Below are 20,284 nucleotides of genomic sequence, written 5' to 3'. Positions count from 1 at the left end.
ACCGGCGCTGTTGGTGCTACCGGCCTAACTGGTCCTAGAGGATTCACAGGCCCAGCCGGTGAGCAGGGACCACAGGGTGTTGTTGGCCCACGTGGACCACAAGGTGACCGTGGACCTAAGGGTGATAGGGGAGACACCGGCCCACAAGGCGAGCAAGGTATCTCTGGTGCTACTGCCTACACCGGATACGGCAACCCAACAGGTGCAGGCGGTTATCCGAACAGCGCAATCTACATCAATGTTTCAAACGGAGATTTCTTCCGCCATGAGTACAACGGCTTCTCGTGGTCATGGAACCGCATTGGAAATCTGACTGGACCGACAGGTGCGCGTGGAGCAGACGGAGCACGCATCTTCACACAGGAAAATAGTCCAATTGATGCAGTAGAAGGTGATATTTGGATTCGTACCAGCGATGGTCACGCTTATCGCATCGTAGGTAACTCTTGGAACTCACTTGGACTCTGGAAGGGTCCAAAGGGGGACACAGGTGAACAGGGAGCACCGGGTATTCCGGGTGTTCAGGGTCCACAAGGTGTCCAAGGTATTGACGGTCCTGTTGGGCCGGTAGGTCCAAAGGGGGACAAGGGAGACACAGGAGAACGCGGTACTGGTGTATCTATTAAGGGTACGAAGCCTGACGTTTCTGCTCTACCGCCCGTTCCTGATGCTGCTGAGAACGCTTGGCTGATTGATGGTCACCTATACGTATGGGATGACGACAACGACCGTTGGATTGACGCAGGACTTATCCAAGGACCAGCCGGTGACACTGGCGCACAGGGTCCGATGGGTCCAGTTGGCCCACAGGGATTCCAAGGTGAAGTGGGTCCAGCCGGACCACAGGGTATTCAAGGAGTTCAAGGCCCCAAGGGTGATACCGGAGACCAAGGTATTCAGGGTATCGCTGGACCACAAGGTGAAGTTGGACCGGTTGGTCCAATCGGGCCTATTGGTCCTAAGGGTGATACCGGACCTGAGGGTCCACAAGGTATTCAGGGTCTACCCGGTGAGCAGGGTCCAGTTGGACCAAAGGGTGACACCGGACTACAGGGACCAGTTGGTGAGCAGGGTCCAGAAGGTCCGCAAGGACCACAAGGACTACCGGGGGAGACCGGCCCTGCTGGCCCGCAGGGTGAGGCCGGTACGGATGGAGACAGCGGTTATGCCGTTGCTGTTGCTAATGGCTTCGTTGGCTCAGAAGCAGACTGGCTAGCGTCTCTTGTCGGTCCTCAGGGACCACAAGGCGTTAAGGGTGAGACCGGAGACACCGGCCCTGCTGGTGAGACTGGTCCTGCCGGTCCTGCCGGTGATACGGGCGCTGATGGTGCTGACGGGCGTTCTGCTTATGAGGTAGCCGTTGCTAATGGTTTTGTCGGTACTGAGGCTGATTGGCTTGCATCGGTTGTCGGTGAGCAAGGACCGCAGGGTATTCAGGGACCGCAGGGTCTACAGGGTATCCAAGGTGAACAGGGTATTGAGGGACCAAAGGGTGACACTGGTGCAACTGGAACGCCGGGTACAAATGGAGTAAGCGTAGAAAACGCAACCTTCACTTCTGCTGGTGCTCTAACCACCTTTGTAGGAACTCAGCGTTACTACCTAACCCAAGATGGGACGATTAGAAAGGTAAGGGCTTCTCTAGGTACCGCTGGCACAAGCGCAACCACAGTTGTCGTGCGTGTTAACGGGGGAGACTCATCCTCCGTCGTTCTTGGTGCTGGTGCGAACACAGCATCCATTGACCTCACCTACCCGGTCTCTGAGGGTGCCTACCTAACGGTTGAAGTACCTACCGCTGGTTCATCTGCCGCTGACCTAGTTGTCACAGTTAGGTGTGAGGGCTAATGGCGACGTTCACTCTCAGCGTTACAGATGACGCTTACGTCTATACCGGTGGTCCTACGCAGAACCTTGGTTCTAACTCTGCACTAAACATTGCATATACGGGAGGAAGTGCGCGTGTCTACATGCGTGCTCCATCTTTCACCGTACCGGCTGGTGAGGTTGTTACCTCAGCCACCTTGCGAATCTGGGCAGGTAGCGGTGCAACCAATGTCCCTGTTGCCTTCTACAAGGTAACAAGTGCTTGGAGCGAATCCGGAGTCACTTGGGAAAGGCAGCCGTCTTTCGAGTATGTCAAGACCATCACGAAGACGGTTAGCACAGGTGCAACGGTAAACGAGTTCGACATTACGAACGCTTTCGATGCCGAACACGGACTAATGATGACAGCAGACCCATTGAGGGTTTCTGTGGCATTCCGTTCGGCCGAATACGGTACCGCGTCTCAGAGACCGCAAATCATCATTGAGACCGCACCGGGCGTGATTACCCCACCACCATTCAGAGGTTGGGGAATCCCAGCACTATAAGCACATTGAGGGGCCGGTAGGGAGAAATCCTTACCGGCCCTTCCTATTAAACGTAAAGGAGGTTCTATCTATATGAAGAGAGAACCATTAATCAACGCAGCAGTCATTGTTGCAATTGTTACATCGGGCATCGCACTGTTGGTGTCTTTCGGTCTGCCAGTGACGCCAGACCAGACGAATGCCATTCTGGGATTTGTCACCGTCGTAGCACCACTGATTGTCGCTTGGATTGTCCGAAATAAGGTCACCCCGGTTGCTGACCCACGTGGAAAGAACGGGGAAAGGCTGGTGCCAGATGCCGAAGAGACTACTACGGTACAGCCGCACTGAGCCTGCAAGAACAATTGTCGGCATCGTTGCTGTTTTCTTGTTCTTCTCAGCACTGTGGGTATTCACACCGTTCTATGACCCATTCTTTGGACCATCATTCAACTCACTTGGGTTGGTAACAAGCCTCAGCGGTCTGCTGATGCTGTGCATGAGTCTTCCGGGTCTGCGAGCCGTTAAGACCGGTGACGCTAGACATATTGCCGTTGGTGCGTTCTGTTTGTTCTTGTACTACTGCTTCAACTGTCTGGTTCGTATGTTCGTCACCGGACTGGCTTCTATCTCATGGGTACCGCTGCTTGTAGTGGCCCTGATTATGGCCGTCGTATACATTGAACAGAATTATGTTCACAGGCAGCGTGTTGCCTAATGGAAGCCTTCCTAATTGTCATGGGCATCAAGTCCACTTTGGCATCTATCCCAGCCGGTTGGCTGGCACTAGCCGGAACGCTATTCGGCGGTATCGGATTAAAGTATGCCGAACGATGGTGGAACCGTGGTGCTGAAAAGTCCAAGGCCCAACTGGATATGAACGCGGACTACAGAGAACAGATTAAGCAGTTGCAAGACACCCACAAGGACTGCCAGACACGTCTTGACGTAGTTGAGGAAGAAGTCAGCGAGTGGCGCAAGCGTGCCTTTGAGGCCGAAGAGCAAGTTGCCCTGCTACGCATCATCGTTGTCAAGATGGGTGGAGAACTACCCGAAGAGACCATCAAGCGTATTCAAGAAGAAGAGCGCGGTAGCAAATAAAAGAGCCCCGTACAGGGAATCCCTCAGCAAACTAATGCTAGGGCCTGTACGGGGCCTTTTTGTGCGTTCTAGGGGCTATACAGCAGGGCAGTCGTCAAGCAGCCACAAGCCGTTCTCATTGACCCATGCCTCATCGGTCTGGTTCAACTCAGGGTAGTCAGCAAAGGTGTAGGACACGGTTGCCTTATTCCCCTTAACGTCTGCCTTGAAGGATTCGAACGGAGCAGCCTTGCCGTACTGGCTCTTGGCAGCCAGAGTGATTCCAATGAAGTAGTTACGGTCAACCTCACCTTGGCAACGCTTAGAGAAGACCGCGTAGGCAGCCTGACCATCACCGGTCAGAAAGGAGTTGGTGTAAGTCTGTGCCTGCGTCTCAATCTCTGCTTCGGGAGTAGGCGGAACCATGCCCGCGTCTCCGTCCTCACCCTCTACCGGCCCGGACGAATAAGGCTCACCGTCAGGGAACGTAGACAGTCGCTTAGTCAGTTCCTCATTACAAGTAGCACCCTCAGGGGCCACAATCTTTACCCCGGCTGTGCCGTCAGGGTTGGTCGCTACGTTGTCGCCAGCATCGGCGTAGGTCGATACCTCAACCTCAGTAGTCAAGATTACGGCAATCTCGCATTCCACGAGATTATCGGTGGTGATGAACCACGAACCGAAGTCACTCTCTACTGCCCCGATGTGCTTTACGATTGCTGATTCGTCGTACTGCACAGGAGCGGCGGTAGAGGTAGAAACCTCAGCCGTTCTAGTATTGTCCGCGCTACCGTTGCTGCATCCAGTAGCAAACATAGCCATAACGGCCAGTGCCGCAATCATCTTCTTCATCGCTTTACCTTCTTAACGGTGATGTTGAATAGGTCAACTGTGCTTGGCTGGTTAGCACCGTAGGCAAGCGTTGAGAGCCTATAAATATCCGGCTTGGCCTTGGGGCGAATGTTAAACCACGTGTAGACAATACCGGTCTGGTCAGTCTGCAAGGTGGTGTGAATGATGTGCTTGCCGTCGTTCCTGAACATTCGTACCGTCACCTTCTGGAACGGTGCAACCTTACCGGCGATATAAATACGTCCGCCCTGCTTCACTACATTGTTTGTCGGTTCAATGACCGAGATTCCGTATTCCTTTACCGGCTCTTCCGCGAATGCGGCGGTAGGAGTTGAAAAGCCCATAAGGGCAAACATCAATACTAGTGCTACTACTGTCTTCTTAATCATTACTTGTTCTCCTTGTTGTTATTGTTGAATAGTCGTCCCCATAGACTCCTATTGGCTGCTGTAGTTTCGATTCTTTCTAGTTCATCAACCATTGCAAGCATGGTCTCTGCTCTGAACTTCATTCGTTCAATACGAACGTCCCAACTTTCTTCTCTTTCCATCCATAATCATTCCTATTCTTGTTATTGTTGTTGGCAGACTTTATACCGGCCTGCCAGCGGCTCAACTGATATTCAGGTGGTCTTCAATCAGAAGACGGATATATTCGCTAAGCGTTCGCTTGTCGGCTTTCGCTGCCTTCTTCAAGGCGTCTAGCGTTTCGTCGTCCAACATCACCTGAATGCGATTGGTCTTGTTTCCAGCCATAATCTCTACCTCACTTCTTGGTATATACCTACTATATCATAGTAGGACTCTCTTGTCAAGTTAGGAGAGTTATTCTGGGATTGTCGGGTCATTCAAGACCTTGGTCGTGCTGACAACCTCGCCAGTGGCTTTGTTGATGATTTCGACTTCCACCAACTCGGGCGGTACGCCAGACTTCATCCGGGGGCGTACATCGTCTACGTCAATAGCCTGACCCGGTACCTTGCGACCGTCCCACATAACGACCACTAGGCGGTTGAGGTCCAACTTTGTCTGCCTACCCCGCTTGCCCGGTTGCAGGAAGATGTACTTAATACGGGTCTTGATGCGTGCAGCCTTGGCCGTCACGTCCGCTTCGTCGTAGTGCTGAATAGCATCCCAAGTTAGGGGAGCGGGGGTAGAAAGAGAAGCAGCCTGTTCCGCAACAATAGCCCTACGTCGCTTACGTGCCTCATTGACCATTTCCACGCGGTCTTCAAGTTCAATGACGTTGTTACGGATATATTCAATCTCGGCATCAATCTCAGCAAGGCGGTTATCCTCTACCGGCTCCGGCTGGGATTCCTGAGCCTCTAGATAATCATGCATGACGATGTGGCTCATGTAGCGGTCAAGCAGGTCGTCAATCCACTCAGCCTTAATGGACATACGTCCACAGCCACCTGTGTTGGGGTCGCACCGGTACCGCTTGTTCCCACGGGCATCAGAGGCACCAGTCATCTTCTGCTCACACAAAGAGCACACCAGAATCCCGCTAGCAAGATACTTGCGGGTATTGGTTGTCCGACCCTTAACGGGAGTCTGGACAGCCTCAAACATGGCTTCGGTGATGATGGGCTTGACGGCTGCCTTGCCGATGACCTCACCGTTGCGAATCTGCAAACCGGCGTACTTGGCAGTCCGAAGGAGTCTGGTCGTCTGGATGGGTCGCCACGTACCGCCTGCGGTCGTGGTGATGCCACGGGCTTGTAGGTCACGGGTGATGGAGTGCTTGGCCTCACCGGCTGCTGCCCGCTCAAACACCTCCTTGACCACCGCTGCTTCCTCAGGGACGACAGACCAGTCACGGTTGTAGCCGTAGGTCCGGTACCGCTGACCGTTGGCAAGACCCGACTCTGCCCGCTGCTGCTTCTGGCGCTTGACGCGTTCGCTGATACGTCGTGCCTCCTGTGCTGCCACCGCACCCTTGATGCGGGCGAGCATCTGACCGTTGGCCGTAGTCAGGTCCACGTCACCAGAGACGTTGGCAAGCAGGACGCCAGTGGAGTCCACCAGAGCCATGAACTGTTCAAGTTCGATGGGACGACGGGTGAGCCGGTCAAGGTCGTAGACCACAAGAGCCTTGACGGTGCCTGCCGAGATTGCAGCCATGAGGGCGTCATAGGCAGGACGCGGGTCACCCTTGGATGAGGACACGTCGTTGTCTACGAAGTGCAAGGACTCGGGGAGCGTCCACCCCAGAGCCGTAGCCTTGCGTGTGCAGTCCTCCAACTGACGCTGTACGCCAAGTCCCTGTCCTGCGTGGTCTGCGCTGATGCGACCGTAGAACGCGGCTTCCATGCCCGAACCTCCCTATCGTCCCTACACCTACGCAGAGTCGAGTGAATAGATGGTACGTGGTATCGACGCCTACGACTGGGTGATGGTGCCCAACGTCTACGGCATGTCGCAGTTCGCGGCCGGCGAGGCGATCGTGACCAAGCCCTACGTCTCGGGGTCGAACTACCTGCGGAAGATGAGCGACTTCGGCCCCGGCGAGTGGCGGGCGGACTGGGACGCGCTCTACTGGACCTTCGTGAGGGACCACCAGGACGTGTTCGCGCGCAACCCGCGCTCGCAGATGATCGCCCGGCTGTACGACGGCATGGAGCCGGCGACCAAGGCCGGCCACACCCGCCGGGCCCAGACGTGGCTGGCCTGAGGGTGCTGGCCTGATGCCGCTGCACGCGCTCGAGCTGGTGCCCGACGAGGCCGGCCTGGAGGCCGTCCGCCACGACTGGCAGCGGCTCCGCGACGCCGGGCTCCCGTCCCAGCTGGACCACCGCGGGGCGACCAACGCGCCGCACCTGACCGTCGTCTCCGCGCCCGAGCTGCCCGACGCCGCGATCGACGTGGCCGCCGCGCGGCTCGGGTCGCTGCTGCCGTTCCGCGCGCGGTCGGCGGGCCTGCTGCTGCTCGGCGGGGAGCGGCTGACGGTGGCCCGCGCGCTCGACATCGACGACGACGTCGTACGCCGCGTGCTCGCCGTGCGCGTCCAGGTGCCCGACCGCGCCCACCTCGGCTGGCTCCCGCACGTGACCCTGGCCCGTCGGCTCGACCGCGCCGACGCCCAGCGGGCCGTCGACGTGCTCGGTCACGAGGACGTCGTGCTCACCTTCACCCGGCTGCGCCGCTGGGACCCCGACGCCGGCCGGGTCACCACCGTCGCCGGCTGGTGAGCCGCCTGAAATGGCCGAAGGGCGGCCCCCGGTGCGTGACCGGGGAGCCGCCCTTCGACGAAGCGTGTGGGAGCCAGAGGCTCAGACAGCGCGGACGTTCTCCGCCTGCGGGCCCTTGGGGCCGGCGACGACGTCGAACTCGACCTTCTGGTCGTCCTTGAGGGACTTGTAGCCGTTGCCCTGGATGTTGCTGTGGTGGACGAACACGTCAGCGCCGCCACCCTCCTGCGCGATGAAGCCGAAGCCCTTGTCGTCGCTGAACCACTTCACGGTGCCGTTGGTCATGATGCATTTCCTTCGTGTCGGTAGCGGCGGGCGACCTGTTGCCCGCCGCGGGGCTGAAGACAAAGCGAGGCGCCTGATACCGACGTGCGAGACGAAGAAAACCAAGGACAAGCGATGAGCTCGGCGGCCAGATCGACCACCAGGTGGGGAGAACCCCCTTCAACATCATCGACAGTAGCACCGTGGGGGCTGGGCGGCACCATCCTCAGGTCCAGTAGAGGAGCGGTGCGCCCGGCAGCCGGGCGGCCAGGGCGTCGGTGAACCAGCCGCGCATCTCGGCCATCGTCTCCCGCGGGTAGACGTACTTGGTGCCGCCGAACTTGTTGCGCTTCGCGGTGCGGACCGACTCGTCCATCTCCAGCCTGGTCCGCGGGTACCACCCGAGCAGCACCTCGCGGGACCCCGGCGTGAACCGGTGGGTGATCACCTCGGTCGTCAGGTCCAGGTCGGGGACGTCGGCCAGCGCCGTGCCCACGGCGTCCAGCAACGCGGCGTACTGCTCGCGCCAGCCCTCGACCGGCATGACGGGGGCGATCGTCAGCCCCACCCGGTAGCCCGCCGAGGCCACCCGCCGCAGCGCGTCGATCCGCGCCGCCACCGGCGACGTGCCGCCCTCGAACCGGCCGGCGACCTCCTCGGCGTTGACCGAGACGCGCATCCGCGTGCGGCGGCCGTGGGGGAGCGCGACCAGCTCGTCGACCGCGTCGAACTTGGTCGTGAACCGCAGCGACACCTCGTCGCCGTAGACCCCGGTGCCGACGCGCCGGACCGCCTCGGCGAGCGAGCCGGTGAGGTGCTCGATGCCGAGCGGGTCGGTGTAGCAGGACAGCTCGTACGTCGTGCCCTCGTGGTCGCGCTCGGCGGTGCCGCTGGTGACCGCGCCGCGGCCGGCGTGCGTCCCGATGCCGGCCAGCACGTCGTCGAGGTTGGCGTAGGCACGCGTGACCGGCGGACCGGTCAGGGAGCCGGCGAGGTAGCAGTACTGGCAGTGGGCCGGGCACCCCTTGGCCAGGTCGATGCGCCAGTCGGCGCTCGGCGGGATCGGCTGCGGCTTGATGGCGCTGGGCGGCGCGACGACCAGCGCGAGCGTCTTCTTGGCGCGGGCGTAGACCCAGCGCTCGGAGCCCTCGGTGAGGCCGGTCAGGCGGTTGCCGGTGAGGAGCCGTACGTCGTCGACGCCGGCCGCCTCGACCCGCCGGAGCACCTCCGCGGTGTGCGGCTGCTCCGCGGCGGCGGCGGTGACCAGGACGTGCTCGGGGACCCAGGGGCGTGGCTTCGACGGGGGCATCACCCGGTCCAACAACCGCCACCGCCCGCGACATCCCCGCTGGGGCGCCTATCGTGCCGACGTGACCGAGACCCCGCTCACGTCCCTGCCCGAGCCGCTCGCGCCCGAGGAGCAGCGCGTCCTCGGCGCCCTGCTGGAGAAGCAGGTGACCGTCCCGGGCTCCTACCCGATGACGCTCAGCGGGCTGCGCACGGCGTGCAACCAGACCAGCAGCCGCGAGCCCGTCACCGACTACGACGAGGCACTGGTCGAGCAGGTCGGCCGCCGGCTCAAGGACCGCGGCCTGCTGCGGATCGTCTGGTCCGACACCGGCCGGCGGACCCTGAAGTACCACCAGGTGCTCGACGAGGTGCTCGACCTCGCTAGCGACGAGCGCGCGCTGCTGACCGTGCTGCTGCTGCGCGGTCCGCAGGCGCCCGGCGAGCTGCGCACCCGCTGCGAGCGGCTGCACGGCTTCGCCGACCGGCAGGCCGCCGAGGACACCCTGCGGCGGATGGCCGCGCGCGGGCTGGTCGAGGAGCTGCCCCGCCGCCGCGGTGACCGCGACGCCCGCTGGCGGCACCTGCTCGGCGCCCCCGAGGACACCGCCGCGCCGGTCGAGCCCGACAGGGCCGTCGAGCTGCCCGCGGACCGCGACGACCGGGTCCGCGCCGCCTACGGGGCGATCGCCGCGGACTACGCCGACGCCCTCGCCGCCGAGCTGCCCGGGCTGCCCTTCGAGCGCTGGCTGCTCGACCGGGTGGCCGAGCACGTGGTCGCGTCCGGTCGCCCCGTCGTCGAGGCCGGCTGCGGGCCGGGCCACGTGGCGGCGTACCTCGCGGCGGCGGGGGTCGACGCCACCGGCATCGACCTCACGCCCGCGATGGTCGAGCAGGCGCAGGCCCGCTTCCCCGACGCGACGTACGCCGTCGGCGACCTGCGCCGCCTGGTGCGACCGCCGGCCGCGGACGGCTGGGCGGCGGTGCTGGGGTGGTACTCACTGATCCACCTCGCACCCGGCGAGCTGGCGGAGGCCGTGTCCGCGCTGGCCCGGCCGCTCGCCGCCGACGGGCTACTGGTGCTCGCGCTGCACACCGGTGGGCCGCAGCGGGTGCGGCACCTCGACGAGTGGTTCGGCCACGAGGTGGCGCTGGACTTCGTGCTGCACGACCTCGCCGACGTCCGGGCCGCCGTCGAGGCGGCCGGGCTCGGCGACGTCGAATGGTACCGCCGCGGCCCGGTCGTAGCCCGGGGCGAGACGACCGAGCGGCTCTACGTGCTGGCCCGCCGGGCCTGACCCGGCCCTCTCGGGGAGCTGCTCAGGCCAGGTCGAGCACCACGTCACCGAGCACCGGCGAGCCGTCGCGCTCGCCGCCGGCGATCTCGGCCGAGGCCAGGATGCGCCCGTCCTCGCGCCACCCGCGGGTGCGGATCGTCTCGCCCGGGAAGACCACGCCGGCGAACTTGGCCGCGAAGCCGCCCACCTTCGTCGCGTCGCCGTCGAGCAGCTCGTCGGTCAGGGTCCGCAGCACGATGCCGTAGGAGCACAGCCCGTGCAGGATCGGCGCCGGGAAGCCGGCCGCCTTCGCGAAGTCCGGGTCGGCGTGCAGCGGGTTGCGGTCGCCGCACAGGCGGTAGAGCAGCGCCTGCTGCGGGGTGACGTCGTACGCCGCGTCGGCGTCGGGCGCCCGGTCGGGCACCGCCACCGGGGTCGACGACCCGCGGTCGCCGCCGAAGCCGCCCTCGCCGCGGACGAAGATCGACGAGCGCACCCGCCACAGCTCCTCGCCGGCCTCGGACGTCGCGACGCCCTCCTGCCAGATGACGGCGGCCTTGCCCTTGTCCCACACGTCGGTGAGCGTGGTGCGGATCGTGGCCGTGCCGCTCGTGGGCAGCGGCCCGCCGGTGACCGTGATCGCCTGTGAGCCGTGCACGACCTGGGCCAGGTTGATGTCGCAGCCGGGCAGGTCCAGCGGCGGCGGGTCGGTCTCGGAGAAGGTCGGCGCGACGACGCCGAAGGACGGCAGGACCTGCAGGCCCGGCCCGTCGAGGGTGTAGCGCAGCGCCGCCGCGGAGAGGTTGTCGCCCGGGCGCGAACCGGCGCCGATGCCGAGGTGGTAGAGCAGCACGTCGCTCTCGGACCAGCTGAAGGTGCGCGAGCCGAGGTCGGCCCCGATCGCCACGGAGGGGTCGATGGGCATCAGGCGGTCTCCTTCTCGGGGGTCTGCCGGGTGGCGTGCTGCTGGTCGGCCGGCCGGGCGGCAGCGAGGTCCTCCGCGGCCAGGTAGCCGAAGACCAGCGCCGGGCCGATCGTGCCGCCGGGGCCGGGGTAGGTGTTGCCCATGACCGCGGACGACACGTTGCCGGCGGCGTACAGCCCCTCGAGCACGGTGCCGTCCTCGCGCAGCACGCGGGCGCGCTCGTCGGTGACGAGACCCCCCTTGGTGCCGAGGTCGCCGGGGACGATCTTGACGGCGTAGAACGGTCCCTCGTCGATGCGGTGCAGCGACGGGTTGGGCTTGACCGTCGGGTCGGAGTAGTACTTGTCGTAGGCCGACTCGCCGCGGTGGAAGTCGGCGTCGACGCCGGTCGCGGCGAAGCCGTTGAAGCGCTCGACGGTCCGCGCCAGGGTGTCGGCCGGGACGCCGATCTCGTCGGCCAGGCCGGCGAGGGTGTCGGCCTTCTTGACCACGCCCTCCTTGAACCACTTGCCCGGGAAGGGCTGGCGCGGCATGAGGCCGGCGAAGACGTAGCGGTTGCGGTAGCGCTGGTCGATGACCATCCACGACGGCACGTGCGCGACGCCGGTCTGCTCGCCCCGGTACATCTCGTGGACGGCCTCGACGTAGGGGAGCGCCTCGTTCATGTACCGCTCGCCGGCCTGGTTGACGATGATCGAGCCCGGCAGGTTGCGCTCGGCCAGGCAGAACCACGGCCGGCCCGGCAGCGGGATCGTCGGGCCCCACCAGCCGTCGTCGAGCAGGTCGGTGCGGGCGCCGGCGGCCATGCCGGCGACGAGCCCGGCACCGGTGTTGTTCTGCGAGCCGGTCGTCCACTCCACCGAGGTCGGCTGGGGGAGGAACCGCTCGCGCAGCTCGGCGCTGCGCTCGAAGCCGCCGCTGCCGAGGACGACGCCGCGGCGCGCGCGGACGACCTGCTCGACCCCGTCGCGCAGCACCCGCACGCCGACGACGCGGCCGCCCTCGACCACCAGGTCGCGCAGCTCGGTCTCGTAGTGGACCGGCACGCGCGCGTCGACGAGGCCCTTGCGCAGCCCGATCGCGATCGCGTTGCCCATGGCGTACATCCGGCGGCGCAGCAGCCCGGCGATGATCCGCCTGACGGTCACCTTGACCATCGTCAGCGGGCCGCGGACGGTGCGCATGCCGAGGCTGATCTTCCGGAAGTCGGCCTGCGTGACGATCATGTTGGCCGGCGCCTTGGTGTACGGCGGGTGGAGCCGCTCGAGCTCCGCGCCGAGGGAGCTCGCGTCCAGCGGGACCGGCTCGACCGTCCGCCCCGCGGGCCGGCCGCCCGGCTGCTCGGGGTGGTAGTCGGCGTAGTCGGGCACCCAGGTGAACCGCACCGGCGTGCGGGCCTTGATGAAGTCCATGACCTCCGCGCCGCGGTCGACGTAGGTGTCGCGGCGGACCTTCGGCACGACGTCGCCGACGATCGAGTCGAGGTAGAGCTTGGAGTTCTCCAGCGCGTCGTCCTGGCCGGCCGACTTGAGCGCGTAGTTGCCGGGGATCCAGACCCCTCCGCCGCTGCGCGCGGTCGAGCCGCCGAACCACCGGCTCTTCTCCAGCAGGATCGTGTCGAGACCGCGGTCGGCGGCCGCGAGGGCGGCGGACATGCCGGCCGCGCCGGCGCCGACGACGACCACGTCGACCTCGCTGGGGAGGTCGGTCGGCGATCCGCTGGAGGTGGCGTGAGGAGACCCCGTCATGGCGCAAAACTGTAACAGGTTCTAGCATGGTGACCTGTCGTTCGACGCCATCTCCGAGAGGTCCACCCAGACATGACCAAGCTGACCGCGGCCATCGTCGGTCCGGGCAACATCGGCACCGACCTGATGTACAAGCTGCTGCGCGGTGCCGCCGAGGGCGGCAGCGTCGAGCCGCGCTGGATGATCGGCGTGGACCCCTCGTCCGAGGGCCTCAGGCTCGCCGCCCAGCAGGGCCTCGAGGCGTCCCACGAGGGCGTCGACTGGCTGCTGAAGCAGGACGAGCTGCCCGACCTGATCTTCGAGGCCACCTCGGCCTACGTGCACCGGGAGTACGCACCCCGCTACGAGGAGGCCGGCATCCGCGCGGTCGACCTGACCCCCGCGTCGGTCGGCCCGGCCGTGATCCCGCCGGTCAACGGCGAGGAGCACGTCGGCGCGATGAACGTCAACATGATCACCTGCGGCGGCCAGGCCACCATCCCGATGGTGGCGGCGGTCTCCCGGGTCGCACCGGTGCCGTACGCCGAGATCGTCGCCTCGGTCTCCAGCGTCTCCGCCGGCCCCGGCACCCGCGCCAACATCGACGAGTTCACCCGCACCACCGCCGCCGGCGTGGAGCGGATCGGCGGCGCCGAGCGCGGCAAGGCGATCATCATCCTCAACCCGGCCGAGCCGCCGATGATCATGCGCGACACGATCTTCTGCGCGGTCCCGCCCGACGCCGACCGCGACGCGATCGTGCAGTCGGTCTTCGCGATGGAGAAGGCCGTCCAGGAGTACGTCCCGGGCTACCGCCTCCTGCAGGAGCCGCAGGTCGACGAGCCGTCGGCCGCCACGCAGGGCCAGGTCAAGGTCTCGATCTTCGTCGAGGTCGAGGGCGCCGGGGACTACCTCCCGCCGTACTCCGGCAACCTCGACATCATGACCGCCGCCGCGGCACAGGTCGGCGACAACATCGCGCGGGCCGTGCTCGCCGGCCGCAAGGAGGCCTGACATGACCGGGACCACCCAGCTGAACGCCCTGGCGCGCACGTGGAGGGACGCCCACGGCGGCGACCTCGACCTGCGGCTCACCGACACCTGCCTGCGCGACGGGTCGCACCACAAGCGGCACCAGTTCACCGCGCAGGAGGTGCACGACATCGTCGAGGCCCTCGACACCTCCGGCGTCCCGGTCATCGAGGTCACCCACGGAGACGGGCTCGGCGGCTCGTCGTTCAACTACGGCTTCTCCCGCACGCCCGAGCAGGAGCTCATCCGCATCGCGGCCGAGACGGCGAAGACGGCCAAGATCGCCTTCCTCATGCTCCCCGGCGTCGGCACCAAGGACGACATCCGCGCGGCGCAGGACAACGGCGGCCAGATCTGCCGGATCGCCACCCACTGCACCGAGGCCGACGTCTCCATCCAGCACTTCGGGCTCGCCCGCGAGCTGGGGCTGGAGACCGTCGGGTTCCTGATGATGAGCCACACCCAACCGCCCGAGGTGCTGGCCAGGCAGGCGCGGATCATGGTCGACGCCGGCTGCCAGTGCGTGTACGTCGTCGACTCCGCCGGCGCCCTGGTCATGGAGCAGACCGCCGACCGGGTCTCCGCCGTCGTCGCCGAGATCGGCTCGCAGGCCGACGTCGGCTTCCACGGCCACGAGAACCTCGGCCTCGGCGTCGCCAACACCGTCATCGCCGCCCGCGCGGGCGCCACCCAGATCGACGGCTCGGTCCGTCGCTTCGGCGCCGGTGCCGGCAACACCCCGCTCGAGGCGTTCATCGGCGTCTGCGACAAGCTCGGCTGGCGCACCGGCGTCGACTTCCTGCAGATCGTCGACGCCTCCGAGGACGTCATCAAGCCCGCCATGCCGGAGGAGTGCCAGCTCGACCGGATGACGCTGATGATGGGGTACGCCGGCGTCTACTCCTCCTTCCTCAAGCACGCCGGCAACGCCGCCGACCGGTACGGCGTCTCCGGCGCGAAGATCCTGCTCGAGGCCGGCCGGCGCAAGCTGATCGGCGGCCAGGAGGACCAGCTCATCGACATCGCCCTGATGCTCAAGGCCGAGCAGGACAAGGCCGCCGCCAACGCCTGACCGCCTCCGCTGGTCGAGCAGCGAGCCCTGGCGAGCGTCGTCGAGACCCGGCGAGGTGCGCAGGGCGCTGGGGCGCTCGTCGGGCCGGTGGGTGGTTGCTGCCCTGCGCGGGTGCGGGGGTTTCGTCGACGCTCAGGCGCAGCACGCCTTCGCTGCTCAACCGGCGGCTTCGCGGTCTATGTCCGTATGTGGAAGGAGACGCCGCCGTCGGGGTGGTGGGTGGTCTCGAACCGCGGGTCGTGGATCCGGGCGTGGTGCCTGGGGCAGAGGAGCCGGGCGTTCTTCATGTCTGTCTTGCCGCCGGAGCGCCAGCTGGTGTCGTGGTGGGCGTGGCAGAGATGGGCCGGACAGTCGCAGCCGGCGGCGGTGCAGGTCTGCTGCGTGATCGCCAGTCCGCGGCGCTGGGCGCCGGAGAAGAGGCGGGCGGTGTGGCCGAGGTCGAGGAGCTCTGACGTCCTGCCGAGGACGGCGGGGAGGAGTCCGGCCTCGCAGGCCATCCGGCGGGCGAGCGATGCGGAGATCGGTTCGCCGGACTCCAGCGTGGCGCGGCCGGTCTCGCTCGTGAGGTCGGTGAAGTCGATGAGGACGACGACGGAGGCGTTCAGGCCGCCGAGCTGGGGGAGCTTGTCGGCGGGGAGTCGCTCGAGGAGCTCGCAGAACGCGTCGCCCATCCGCTCAGGCGAGGGGCGGCGCTCGACCTCGGGCTCGCTGTCCCCCGTCTTGATGGCTGCTTGGTGCTTGGGTGCGGCGAAGGCGAGCAGCATCTTCTTCAGCATCTCGCCGTGCAGGGTCGGGATCGAGAACTTCCCGCGGTAGCTGCCCCGCCCGTCCGGGCACATCGTCAGCCAGGCGTTGGCCCGTGCTTCACGTTCCTCACGTTCCAACGCGCGGGCGTCGCGTTCCTCGCCGATCTCGGGGGCGACGACGGTGAGGACGTGCTTGGCCAGGATCGCCAGCGACTTCGGGTCGCGGTCGAGCGCCTCGGTCAGGAGGTGCTTCTCGGCCCGCTCCGGGATCGTCGGGTCGGGCAGGTCATCCGGCAGCCGGTCGACGCAGTCGGTGATCACCTTCGCGTGCTCGATGCTGATCGCGCCCTCCGCCAGCGCAGCGGACGTGGGTGCGTGGCGGTCCAAGGACTCGGCCAGCCGCATCCGGCGCTTCGCGGCGGGCCGGTCCTGGCGGGTCTCGTGTCCCCACCACGAGGCGGTGTCGGTCGCGCCGACCTTGTCCCCGACCGCGCGCCGGTCCGCCTCGGCCGCGAGCTTGAGCTCCAGGGCCTCGGCCTGGGTGCGCAACTGGGTGGCCTCGAGCAGGGTCGCTGCGACCTCGTCGTCGGAGAGCTGCCAGAGCTGAGAGCTGCACGCGGCTCGGGTCTTCTTGCGGGACTTCGCGACCGCGCGGCACACCGGGTGCGCACTGTGTCGGGCGTCCTTGGCCATGGGTCTACTCAAGCAGCGACCACCGACAGTGGTGGGGGTGTTTCCCCAGGTCAGACCAGTATTCGGACATCAATCTGAGGAGTTTCTCGGCGGGTTTCGAGACGGGCCTGGCGGCCCTCCTCAACCAGCCGATAGCCGGCGGCGGCGCGCGAGCCACGGCGTACCTCGCCCTCATAGCTGCTCCACCGCGACCACCCACGTCCTCGAGGCCGAGATTCGGCTGCCAGGGTCTCGTCGACGCTCGCCAGGGCTCGCTGCTCGACCGGCGAAAGGAGCGAATCCGGTCGACGGGGGCGGGGGTGGAGGGGTACAGACGGGGCATGGCATCTCGCGCATCCAACTTCTGCATCGACGCCCACGACCCGTACGCCCAGACGATGTGGTGGGCGCAGGTCCTCGAGGACCACCGGCTCCCGACCGCCGAGGAGGGCGAGAACGAGCCGGGGGAGGAGGAGTGCGGGCTGGTGGGGCCCGACGACCGGTACCTGCTGTTCCTCAAGGTGCCCGAGGCCAAGACGGTGAAGAACCGCATGCACCTGTGCCTGCGACCCACCGACCGCAGCCGCGACGAGGAGGTCGACCGGATCCTCGGCCTGGGCGCCACGATGTTCGACGACCGGCGCGACGGCGACTCGGGCTGGGCCGTCCTGGCCGACCCGGAGGGCAACGAGTTCTGCGTGCTCAGCCGCTACCGCCCCGCCTGACCCGAGCGCGGGAACCCGCCGAGAGTGGCGCCTGGTCCAAAACAAGAACGTGTTCTAGTATTGCCGACGTCCCACCACGACAGGAGTTGGCGATGTCCCAGGCTGTGCTCGACGGCGTTCGTGACCTGCTGCCCACCATCCGCGAGCGCGCCGACGAGGCCGAGCGCCTGCGGGTCGTGCCGGAGGCGAGCATCAAGGAGCTGGAGGAGGTCGGGTTCTTCCGGCTGCTCCAGCCCAAGCGCTTCGACGGGTTCGAGGCCGACCCCGTCACCTTCTACACCGCGGTGCGCGACATCGCGTCCGCGTGCGGGTCGACCGGCTGGGTCTCCAGCGTCGTCGGCGTGCACCCCTGGCAGGTCGCCCTCTTCGCCGACGAGGCGCAGCAGGCGGTCTGGGGCGAGGACACCAACACCCGCCTGAGCTCCTCCTACGCCCCGACCGGCAAGGCGACCGTCACCGACGGCGGCTACATCCTGTCCGGCAAGTGGAGCTTCTCCTCCGGCTGCGACCACTGCAGCTGGGTGCTGCTCGGCGGCCTCGTCTTCAACGCCGACGGCCAGGTCGTGGACTTCAAGACGTTCATGGTCCCGCGCGAGAAGTACCAGGTCATCGACGTCTGGCACATGGTCGGCCTGCGCGGCACCGGCTCCAACGACATCCTGGTCGAGGACGTGTTCATCCCCGAGGCGTTCACGCTCTCGATGAGCCAGACCGGCGCGTGCAAGGGCCCGGGCCAGGAGCAGAACACCTCCGACCTCTACAAGCTGCCCTTCCACTCGATCTTCACCGGCACCATCACCACGCCGATCATCGGCATGGCGCGCGGGGCGTACGCCGAGCACGTCGAGATGCAGCAGAAGCGCACGCGCGCGGCGTACCTCGGCGAGAAGGCCTCCCTCGACCCGTTCGCGGCCGTCCGCATCGCCAAGGCGAGCAGCGAGATCGACGCGGCCTGGGCGCTGCTGGTCAACAACATCCGCGAGGAGATGGACCACGTCGCGAAGGGGGAGAAGATCCCGCTCGGCCTGCGCCTGCGGGTCCGCCGCGACCAGGTCCTCGGCAGCCAGCGCGCCATCGATGCGATCGACGCGCTCTTCGAGGCCTCGGGCGGCCGCGCGCTCGCCGAGGGCACCTATCTCCAGCGCGCCTGGCGCGACGCCCACGCCGGCCGCGTGCACGCCGCCAACGACCCCGAGCGGGCGTTGCAGATGTTCGGCGCGCACGAGTTCGGCCACAAGGTCGACCCGGGGATGTACTGACGTGGCCGGCGACACCAGGTTCGCCCAGGAGAGCGTCCGCCGCTCGGCCAAGGCCGGCGACCTGACGCTCAACTACTACGAGGCCGCCCCCGATACCCAGCCGTCCGACCTCGGTGGCGGGCTGCCGCTGGTGATGCTGCACGGCGGTGGCCCCGGCGCCTCGGCGTGGTCGAACTTCGGTCCCGCGCTGCCGCACTTCGCCCAGCACTTCCGCACGCTGCTGGTCGACCAGCCGGGCTTCGGCGGCTCCGACAAGCCGCCGGTGGTGGGCAACTACTACCGGTTCGCCGCGGACCACGTCGTCCGCCTGCTCGACGAGCTCGGCATCGAGCGGGTGCACCTGCTCGGCAACAGCCTCGGCGGCGGTACGGCGATGCGGCTGGCGCTCACCCACCCCGACCGCGTCGGCCGGCTGGTGCTGATGGGTCCCGGTGGGCTCTCGCTCAACATCTTCCACGCCGACCCGACCGAGGGCGTGAAGCGCCTGATGGAGTTCGGCGCCGACCCGACCCGCGAGAAGCTCCGCGCGTTCATCTCCACGATGGTCGTCGACCAGTCGCTGGTGACCGACGAGCTGGTCGAGCAGCGCTTCGCCGACGCGACCGCCCCGGGCGCGCAGGACGCGATGCGCTCGATGGGCATGTCGTTCTGGAACCCCGAGACGGCCGAGGACGGCATGCTATGGCGCGAGGCGCACCGCCTGCGCAAGCACACGCTGCTGACGTGGGGCCGCGAGGACCGGGTCAACCCGCTCGACGGCGCCGTGGTCGCGCTCAAGCTGATCCCCAAGGCGCAGCTGCACGTCTTCCCCAACTGCGGGCACTGGGCGCAGATCGAGGCGGCCGAGGAGTTCGCCGAGGTCACCACCGCGTTCCTGGCCAGGCACGTCGAACGACCCCGAAAGGCCACGTCGTGACCATCAGCATCAGGTCCATGGGCTACGTCCGCGTGGCGTCGACCGACCCCGAGCAGTGGAAGGTCTTCGCCGGCAAGGTCCTCGGTCTCGCCGAGGGCCGCGGGCCGAACCCCGCCCACCAGTACTGGCGGATCGACGAGGTCTCCGCCCGGCTCGTCGTCGTCCCCTCCGACCACGACCTGCTGGAGGCCACCGGCTGGGAGGTCGCGGACCACCAGGCGCTGCAGGAGGCCCGCGAGCACCTGCAGAAGGCCGGCGTCGTCTTCGACGAGGCGACCAAGGAGGAGCTCGACGAGCGCCGCGTGCAGGAGATGATCCGGTTCGCCGACCCGTGGGACAACGTCTTCGAGCTCTTCCACGGCATCACCTACGAGTCCCGGCCGATCGTCACGCCGTACGCAGCGAGGTTCGTCACCGGCGACCAGGGGATGGGCCACATCGTCATCCCGGTGCTCGACGACGTCGAGGCGCTGCGCTTCTACACCGACGTCCTCGGCTTCCGCCTGCGCGACTCGATGAGCATGCCCGGCGAGTTCGTCGGCAAGGAGCCGGGCTCGAAGGTCTGGCTGCGGTTCCTCGGCGTCAACCCGCGCCACCACTCGCTGGCGTTCCTGCCGATGCCGAACCCGGCCAAGTGCGTCCACATCATGCTCGAGGTCGACGAGCTCGACCACGTGGGCCGCGCGCTGGAGCGGGTCCGCAAGCACAAGGCGCCGCTCTCGGCGACCCTCGGGCGGCACATGAACGACGAGATGGTGTCGTTCTACGTGAAGTCGCCCGCCGGCTTCGACGTCGAGTTCGGCACCGACGGCCTGCAGGTCGACGACGGCAAGTGGGTGGCCCGCGAGTCGACCGCCGTGTCCTACTGGGGCCACGACTTCGGCGGCGGAGCACAGTGACTAG

21 protein-coding genes are annotated in these 20,284 nt (G+C 66.2%); 12 read left to right on the top strand and 9 right to left on the bottom strand.

Annotation, left to right across the window (positions count from 1 at the left end; all coding sequences use genetic code 11):
- The first annotated feature begins 715 nt into the window (after positions 1 to 715).
- The 3 genes from QWY29_RS16320 (at position 716) to QWY29_RS16315 (ending at position 3,455) form a co-directional block, all read left to right on the top strand.
- Positions 716 to 1,216: a hypothetical protein gene (locus QWY29_RS16320; protein ID WP_300962089.1), complete on the top strand. Its 501-nt coding sequence runs from the start codon at positions 716 to 718 to the stop codon at positions 1,214 to 1,216.
- Positions 1,217 to 1,847: 631 nt separating this feature from the next.
- On the top strand, positions 1,848 to 2,375 hold the full coding sequence (locus QWY29_RS21080; RefSeq protein WP_369292663.1) for a DNRLRE domain-containing protein: 528 nt from the start codon (positions 1,848 to 1,850) through the stop codon (positions 2,373 to 2,375).
- Positions 2,376 to 3,092: 717 nt separating this feature from the next.
- Entirely contained in the window at positions 3,093 to 3,455 is a 363-nt protein-coding gene (locus tag QWY29_RS16315; RefSeq protein WP_300962088.1) for a hypothetical protein, read from the top strand.
- A gap of 75 nt (positions 3,456 to 3,530) precedes the next feature.
- Here QWY29_RS16315 and QWY29_RS16310 read toward each other — a convergent pair whose 3' ends face one another.
- The 4 genes from QWY29_RS16310 to QWY29_RS16295 all read right to left on the bottom strand — a co-directional run bounded on the left by QWY29_RS16310 (position 3,531) and on the right by QWY29_RS16295 (position 6,601).
- Complete coding sequence (locus QWY29_RS16310; RefSeq protein ID WP_300962087.1) at positions 3,531 to 4,286, bottom strand: hypothetical protein; 756 nt, start codon at positions 4,284 to 4,286, stop codon at positions 3,531 to 3,533.
- A complete protein-coding gene (locus QWY29_RS16305; RefSeq protein WP_300962085.1) occupies positions 4,283 to 4,675 on the bottom strand; it encodes a hypothetical protein in 393 nt (130 codons plus the stop codon). Before QWY29_RS16305 ends, QWY29_RS16310 begins: the two co-directional genes overlap by 4 nt.
- 222 nt (positions 4,676 to 4,897) lie before the next feature.
- Positions 4,898 to 5,041, bottom strand: a complete 144-nt coding sequence (locus QWY29_RS16300) for a ribbon-helix-helix protein, CopG family (protein WP_300962083.1) — start codon at positions 5,039 to 5,041, stop codon at positions 4,898 to 4,900.
- 69 nt (positions 5,042 to 5,110) lie between these two features.
- Complete coding sequence (locus QWY29_RS16295) at positions 5,111 to 6,601, bottom strand: recombinase family protein (protein WP_300962082.1); 1,491 nt, start codon at positions 6,599 to 6,601, stop codon at positions 5,111 to 5,113.
- A gap of 49 nt (positions 6,602 to 6,650) precedes the next feature.
- Between QWY29_RS16295 and QWY29_RS16290 the strand changes: the two genes are divergently transcribed.
- Together QWY29_RS16290 and QWY29_RS16285 are read left to right on the top strand one after the other, a co-directional pair.
- Positions 6,651 to 6,962 carry a hypothetical protein gene (locus QWY29_RS16290; protein ID WP_300962081.1) on the top strand — a complete coding sequence of 104 codons (312 nt, stop codon included), beginning with the start codon at positions 6,651 to 6,653 and terminating at the stop codon, positions 6,960 to 6,962.
- 13 nt (positions 6,963 to 6,975) lie between these two features.
- Positions 6,976 to 7,479, top strand: coding sequence for a 2'-5' RNA ligase family protein (locus tag QWY29_RS16285; protein ID WP_300962080.1), 504 nt, complete (start codon positions 6,976 to 6,978; stop codon positions 7,477 to 7,479).
- Positions 7,480 to 7,560: 81 nt separating this feature from the next.
- Here the strand turns inward: QWY29_RS16285 and QWY29_RS16280 are convergent, their stop codons facing one another.
- Together QWY29_RS16280 and QWY29_RS16275 are read right to left on the bottom strand one after the other, a co-directional pair.
- Entirely contained in the window at positions 7,561 to 7,764 is a 204-nt protein-coding gene (locus tag QWY29_RS16280) for a cold-shock protein (protein ID WP_300962079.1), read from the bottom strand.
- 205 nt (positions 7,765 to 7,969) lie between these two features.
- A complete protein-coding gene (locus QWY29_RS16275) occupies positions 7,970 to 9,052 on the bottom strand; it encodes a spore photoproduct lyase family protein (protein ID WP_300962078.1) in 1,083 nt (360 codons plus the stop codon).
- A 61-nt stretch (positions 9,053 to 9,113) separates the two neighbouring features.
- Between QWY29_RS16275 and QWY29_RS16270 the strand changes: the two genes are divergently transcribed.
- Positions 9,114 to 10,328, top strand: a complete 1,215-nt coding sequence (locus tag QWY29_RS16270) for a DUF480 domain-containing protein (RefSeq protein WP_300962077.1) — start codon at positions 9,114 to 9,116, stop codon at positions 10,326 to 10,328.
- A 22-nt stretch (positions 10,329 to 10,350) separates the two neighbouring features.
- On the opposite strand, the gene chsH3 is transcribed toward QWY29_RS16270, so the two are convergent.
- Together chsH3 and kstD are read right to left on the bottom strand one after the other, a co-directional pair.
- Positions 10,351 to 11,232, bottom strand: a complete 882-nt coding sequence (gene chsH3, locus QWY29_RS16265; protein WP_300962076.1) for an enoyl-CoA hydratase ChsH3 — start codon at positions 11,230 to 11,232, stop codon at positions 10,351 to 10,353.
- Entirely contained in the window at positions 11,232 to 12,980 is a 1,749-nt protein-coding gene (kstD, locus tag QWY29_RS16260; RefSeq protein WP_300962074.1) for a 3-oxosteroid 1-dehydrogenase, read from the bottom strand. The genes chsH3 and kstD overlap by 1 nt, the downstream gene beginning before the upstream one ends.
- A 72-nt stretch (positions 12,981 to 13,052) precedes the next feature.
- On the opposite strand from kstD, the gene QWY29_RS16255 reads away from it, so the two are divergent.
- Both QWY29_RS16255 and dmpG read left to right on the top strand, forming a co-directional pair.
- Positions 13,053 to 13,973, top strand: a complete 921-nt coding sequence (locus QWY29_RS16255) for an acetaldehyde dehydrogenase (acetylating) (RefSeq protein WP_300962072.1) — start codon at positions 13,053 to 13,055, stop codon at positions 13,971 to 13,973.
- Position 13,974: 1 nt separating this feature from the next.
- Positions 13,975 to 15,063, top strand: a complete 1,089-nt coding sequence (gene dmpG, locus QWY29_RS16250) for a 4-hydroxy-2-oxovalerate aldolase (RefSeq protein ID WP_300962071.1) — start codon at positions 13,975 to 13,977, stop codon at positions 15,061 to 15,063.
- A 176-nt stretch (positions 15,064 to 15,239) separates the two neighbouring features.
- On the opposite strand, the gene QWY29_RS16245 is transcribed toward dmpG, so the two are convergent.
- The gene (locus QWY29_RS16245; RefSeq protein ID WP_300962069.1) at positions 15,240 to 16,502 is read right to left on the bottom strand and encodes an HNH endonuclease signature motif containing protein; all 1,263 of its coding nucleotides are present in this window, start codon (positions 16,500 to 16,502) and stop codon (positions 15,240 to 15,242) included.
- Positions 16,503 to 16,822: 320 nt separating this feature from the next.
- Here QWY29_RS16245 and QWY29_RS16240 point away from each other — a divergent pair, with 320 nt between their 5' ends.
- The 4 genes from QWY29_RS16240 to hsaC all read left to right on the top strand — a co-directional run bounded on the left by QWY29_RS16240 (position 16,823) and on the right by hsaC (position 20,280).
- Entirely contained in the window at positions 16,823 to 17,206 is a 384-nt protein-coding gene (locus QWY29_RS16240) for a VOC family protein (RefSeq protein ID WP_300962066.1), read from the top strand.
- A gap of 92 nt (positions 17,207 to 17,298) precedes the next feature.
- Complete coding sequence (gene hsaA, locus QWY29_RS16235; protein WP_300962065.1) at positions 17,299 to 18,465, top strand: 3-hydroxy-9,10-secoandrosta-1,3,5(10)-triene-9,17-dione monooxygenase oxygenase subunit; 1,167 nt, start codon at positions 17,299 to 17,301, stop codon at positions 18,463 to 18,465.
- 1 nt (position 18,466) lies between these two features.
- On the top strand, positions 18,467 to 19,381 hold the full coding sequence (gene hsaD, locus QWY29_RS16230; protein WP_300962064.1) for a 4,5:9,10-diseco-3-hydroxy-5,9,17-trioxoandrosta-1(10),2-diene-4-oate hydrolase: 915 nt from the start codon (positions 18,467 to 18,469) through the stop codon (positions 19,379 to 19,381).
- Entirely contained in the window at positions 19,378 to 20,280 is a 903-nt protein-coding gene (gene hsaC / locus QWY29_RS16225; RefSeq protein ID WP_300962063.1) for an iron-dependent extradiol dioxygenase HsaC, read from the top strand. Before hsaD ends, hsaC begins: the two co-directional genes overlap by 4 nt.
- Positions 20,281 to 20,284 lie beyond the last annotated feature (4 nt).

The organism is Nocardioides abyssi (assembly GCF_030412915.1).
Taxonomy (GTDB): Bacteria; Actinomycetota; Actinomycetes; order Propionibacteriales; family Nocardioidaceae; genus Nocardioides; species Nocardioides abyssi.
This window is presented reverse-complemented; position numbering and strand designations above follow the sequence as displayed.

Coding starts and splice junctions, on each gene's coding strand:
- QWY29_RS16320 (WP_300962089.1), top strand. CDS start 716: ATGACGACAACGACCGTTGGATTGACGCAGGACTTATCCAAGGACCAG.
- QWY29_RS21080 (WP_369292663.1), top strand. CDS start 1,848: ATGGCGACGTTCACTCTCAGCGTTACAGATGACGCTTACGTCTATACC.
- QWY29_RS16315 (WP_300962088.1), top strand. CDS start 3,093: ATGGGCATCAAGTCCACTTTGGCATCTATCCCAGCCGGTTGGCTGGCA.
- QWY29_RS16310 (WP_300962087.1), bottom strand. CDS start 4,286: ATGAAGAAGATGATTGCGGCACTGGCCGTTATGGCTATGTTTGCTACT.
- QWY29_RS16305 (WP_300962085.1), bottom strand. CDS start 4,675: ATGATTAAGAAGACAGTAGTAGCACTAGTATTGATGTTTGCCCTTATG.
- QWY29_RS16300 (WP_300962083.1), bottom strand. CDS start 5,041: ATGGCTGGAAACAAGACCAATCGCATTCAGGTGATGTTGGACGACGAA.
- QWY29_RS16295 (WP_300962082.1), bottom strand. CDS start 6,601: ATGGAAGCCGCGTTCTACGGTCGCATCAGCGCAGACCACGCAGGACAG.
- QWY29_RS16290 (WP_300962081.1), top strand. CDS start 6,651: ATGGTACGTGGTATCGACGCCTACGACTGGGTGATGGTGCCCAACGTC.
- QWY29_RS16285 (WP_300962080.1), top strand. CDS start 6,976: ATGCCGCTGCACGCGCTCGAGCTGGTGCCCGACGAGGCCGGCCTGGAG.
- QWY29_RS16280 (WP_300962079.1), bottom strand. CDS start 7,764: ATGACCAACGGCACCGTGAAGTGGTTCAGCGACGACAAGGGCTTCGGC.
- QWY29_RS16275 (WP_300962078.1), bottom strand. CDS start 9,052: ATGCCCCCGTCGAAGCCACGCCCCTGGGTCCCCGAGCACGTCCTGGTC.
- chsH3 (WP_300962076.1), bottom strand. CDS start 11,232: ATGCCCATCGACCCCTCCGTGGCGATCGGGGCCGACCTCGGCTCGCGC.
- kstD (WP_300962074.1), bottom strand. CDS start 12,980: ATGACGGGGTCTCCTCACGCCACCTCCAGCGGATCGCCGACCGACCTC.
- QWY29_RS16255 (WP_300962072.1), top strand. CDS start 13,053: ATGACCAAGCTGACCGCGGCCATCGTCGGTCCGGGCAACATCGGCACC.
- dmpG (WP_300962071.1), top strand. CDS start 13,975: ATGACCGGGACCACCCAGCTGAACGCCCTGGCGCGCACGTGGAGGGAC.
- QWY29_RS16245 (WP_300962069.1), bottom strand. CDS start 16,502: ATGGCCAAGGACGCCCGACACAGTGCGCACCCGGTGTGCCGCGCGGTC.
- QWY29_RS16240 (WP_300962066.1), top strand. CDS start 16,823: ATGGCATCTCGCGCATCCAACTTCTGCATCGACGCCCACGACCCGTAC.
- hsaA (WP_300962065.1), top strand. CDS start 17,299: ATGTCCCAGGCTGTGCTCGACGGCGTTCGTGACCTGCTGCCCACCATC.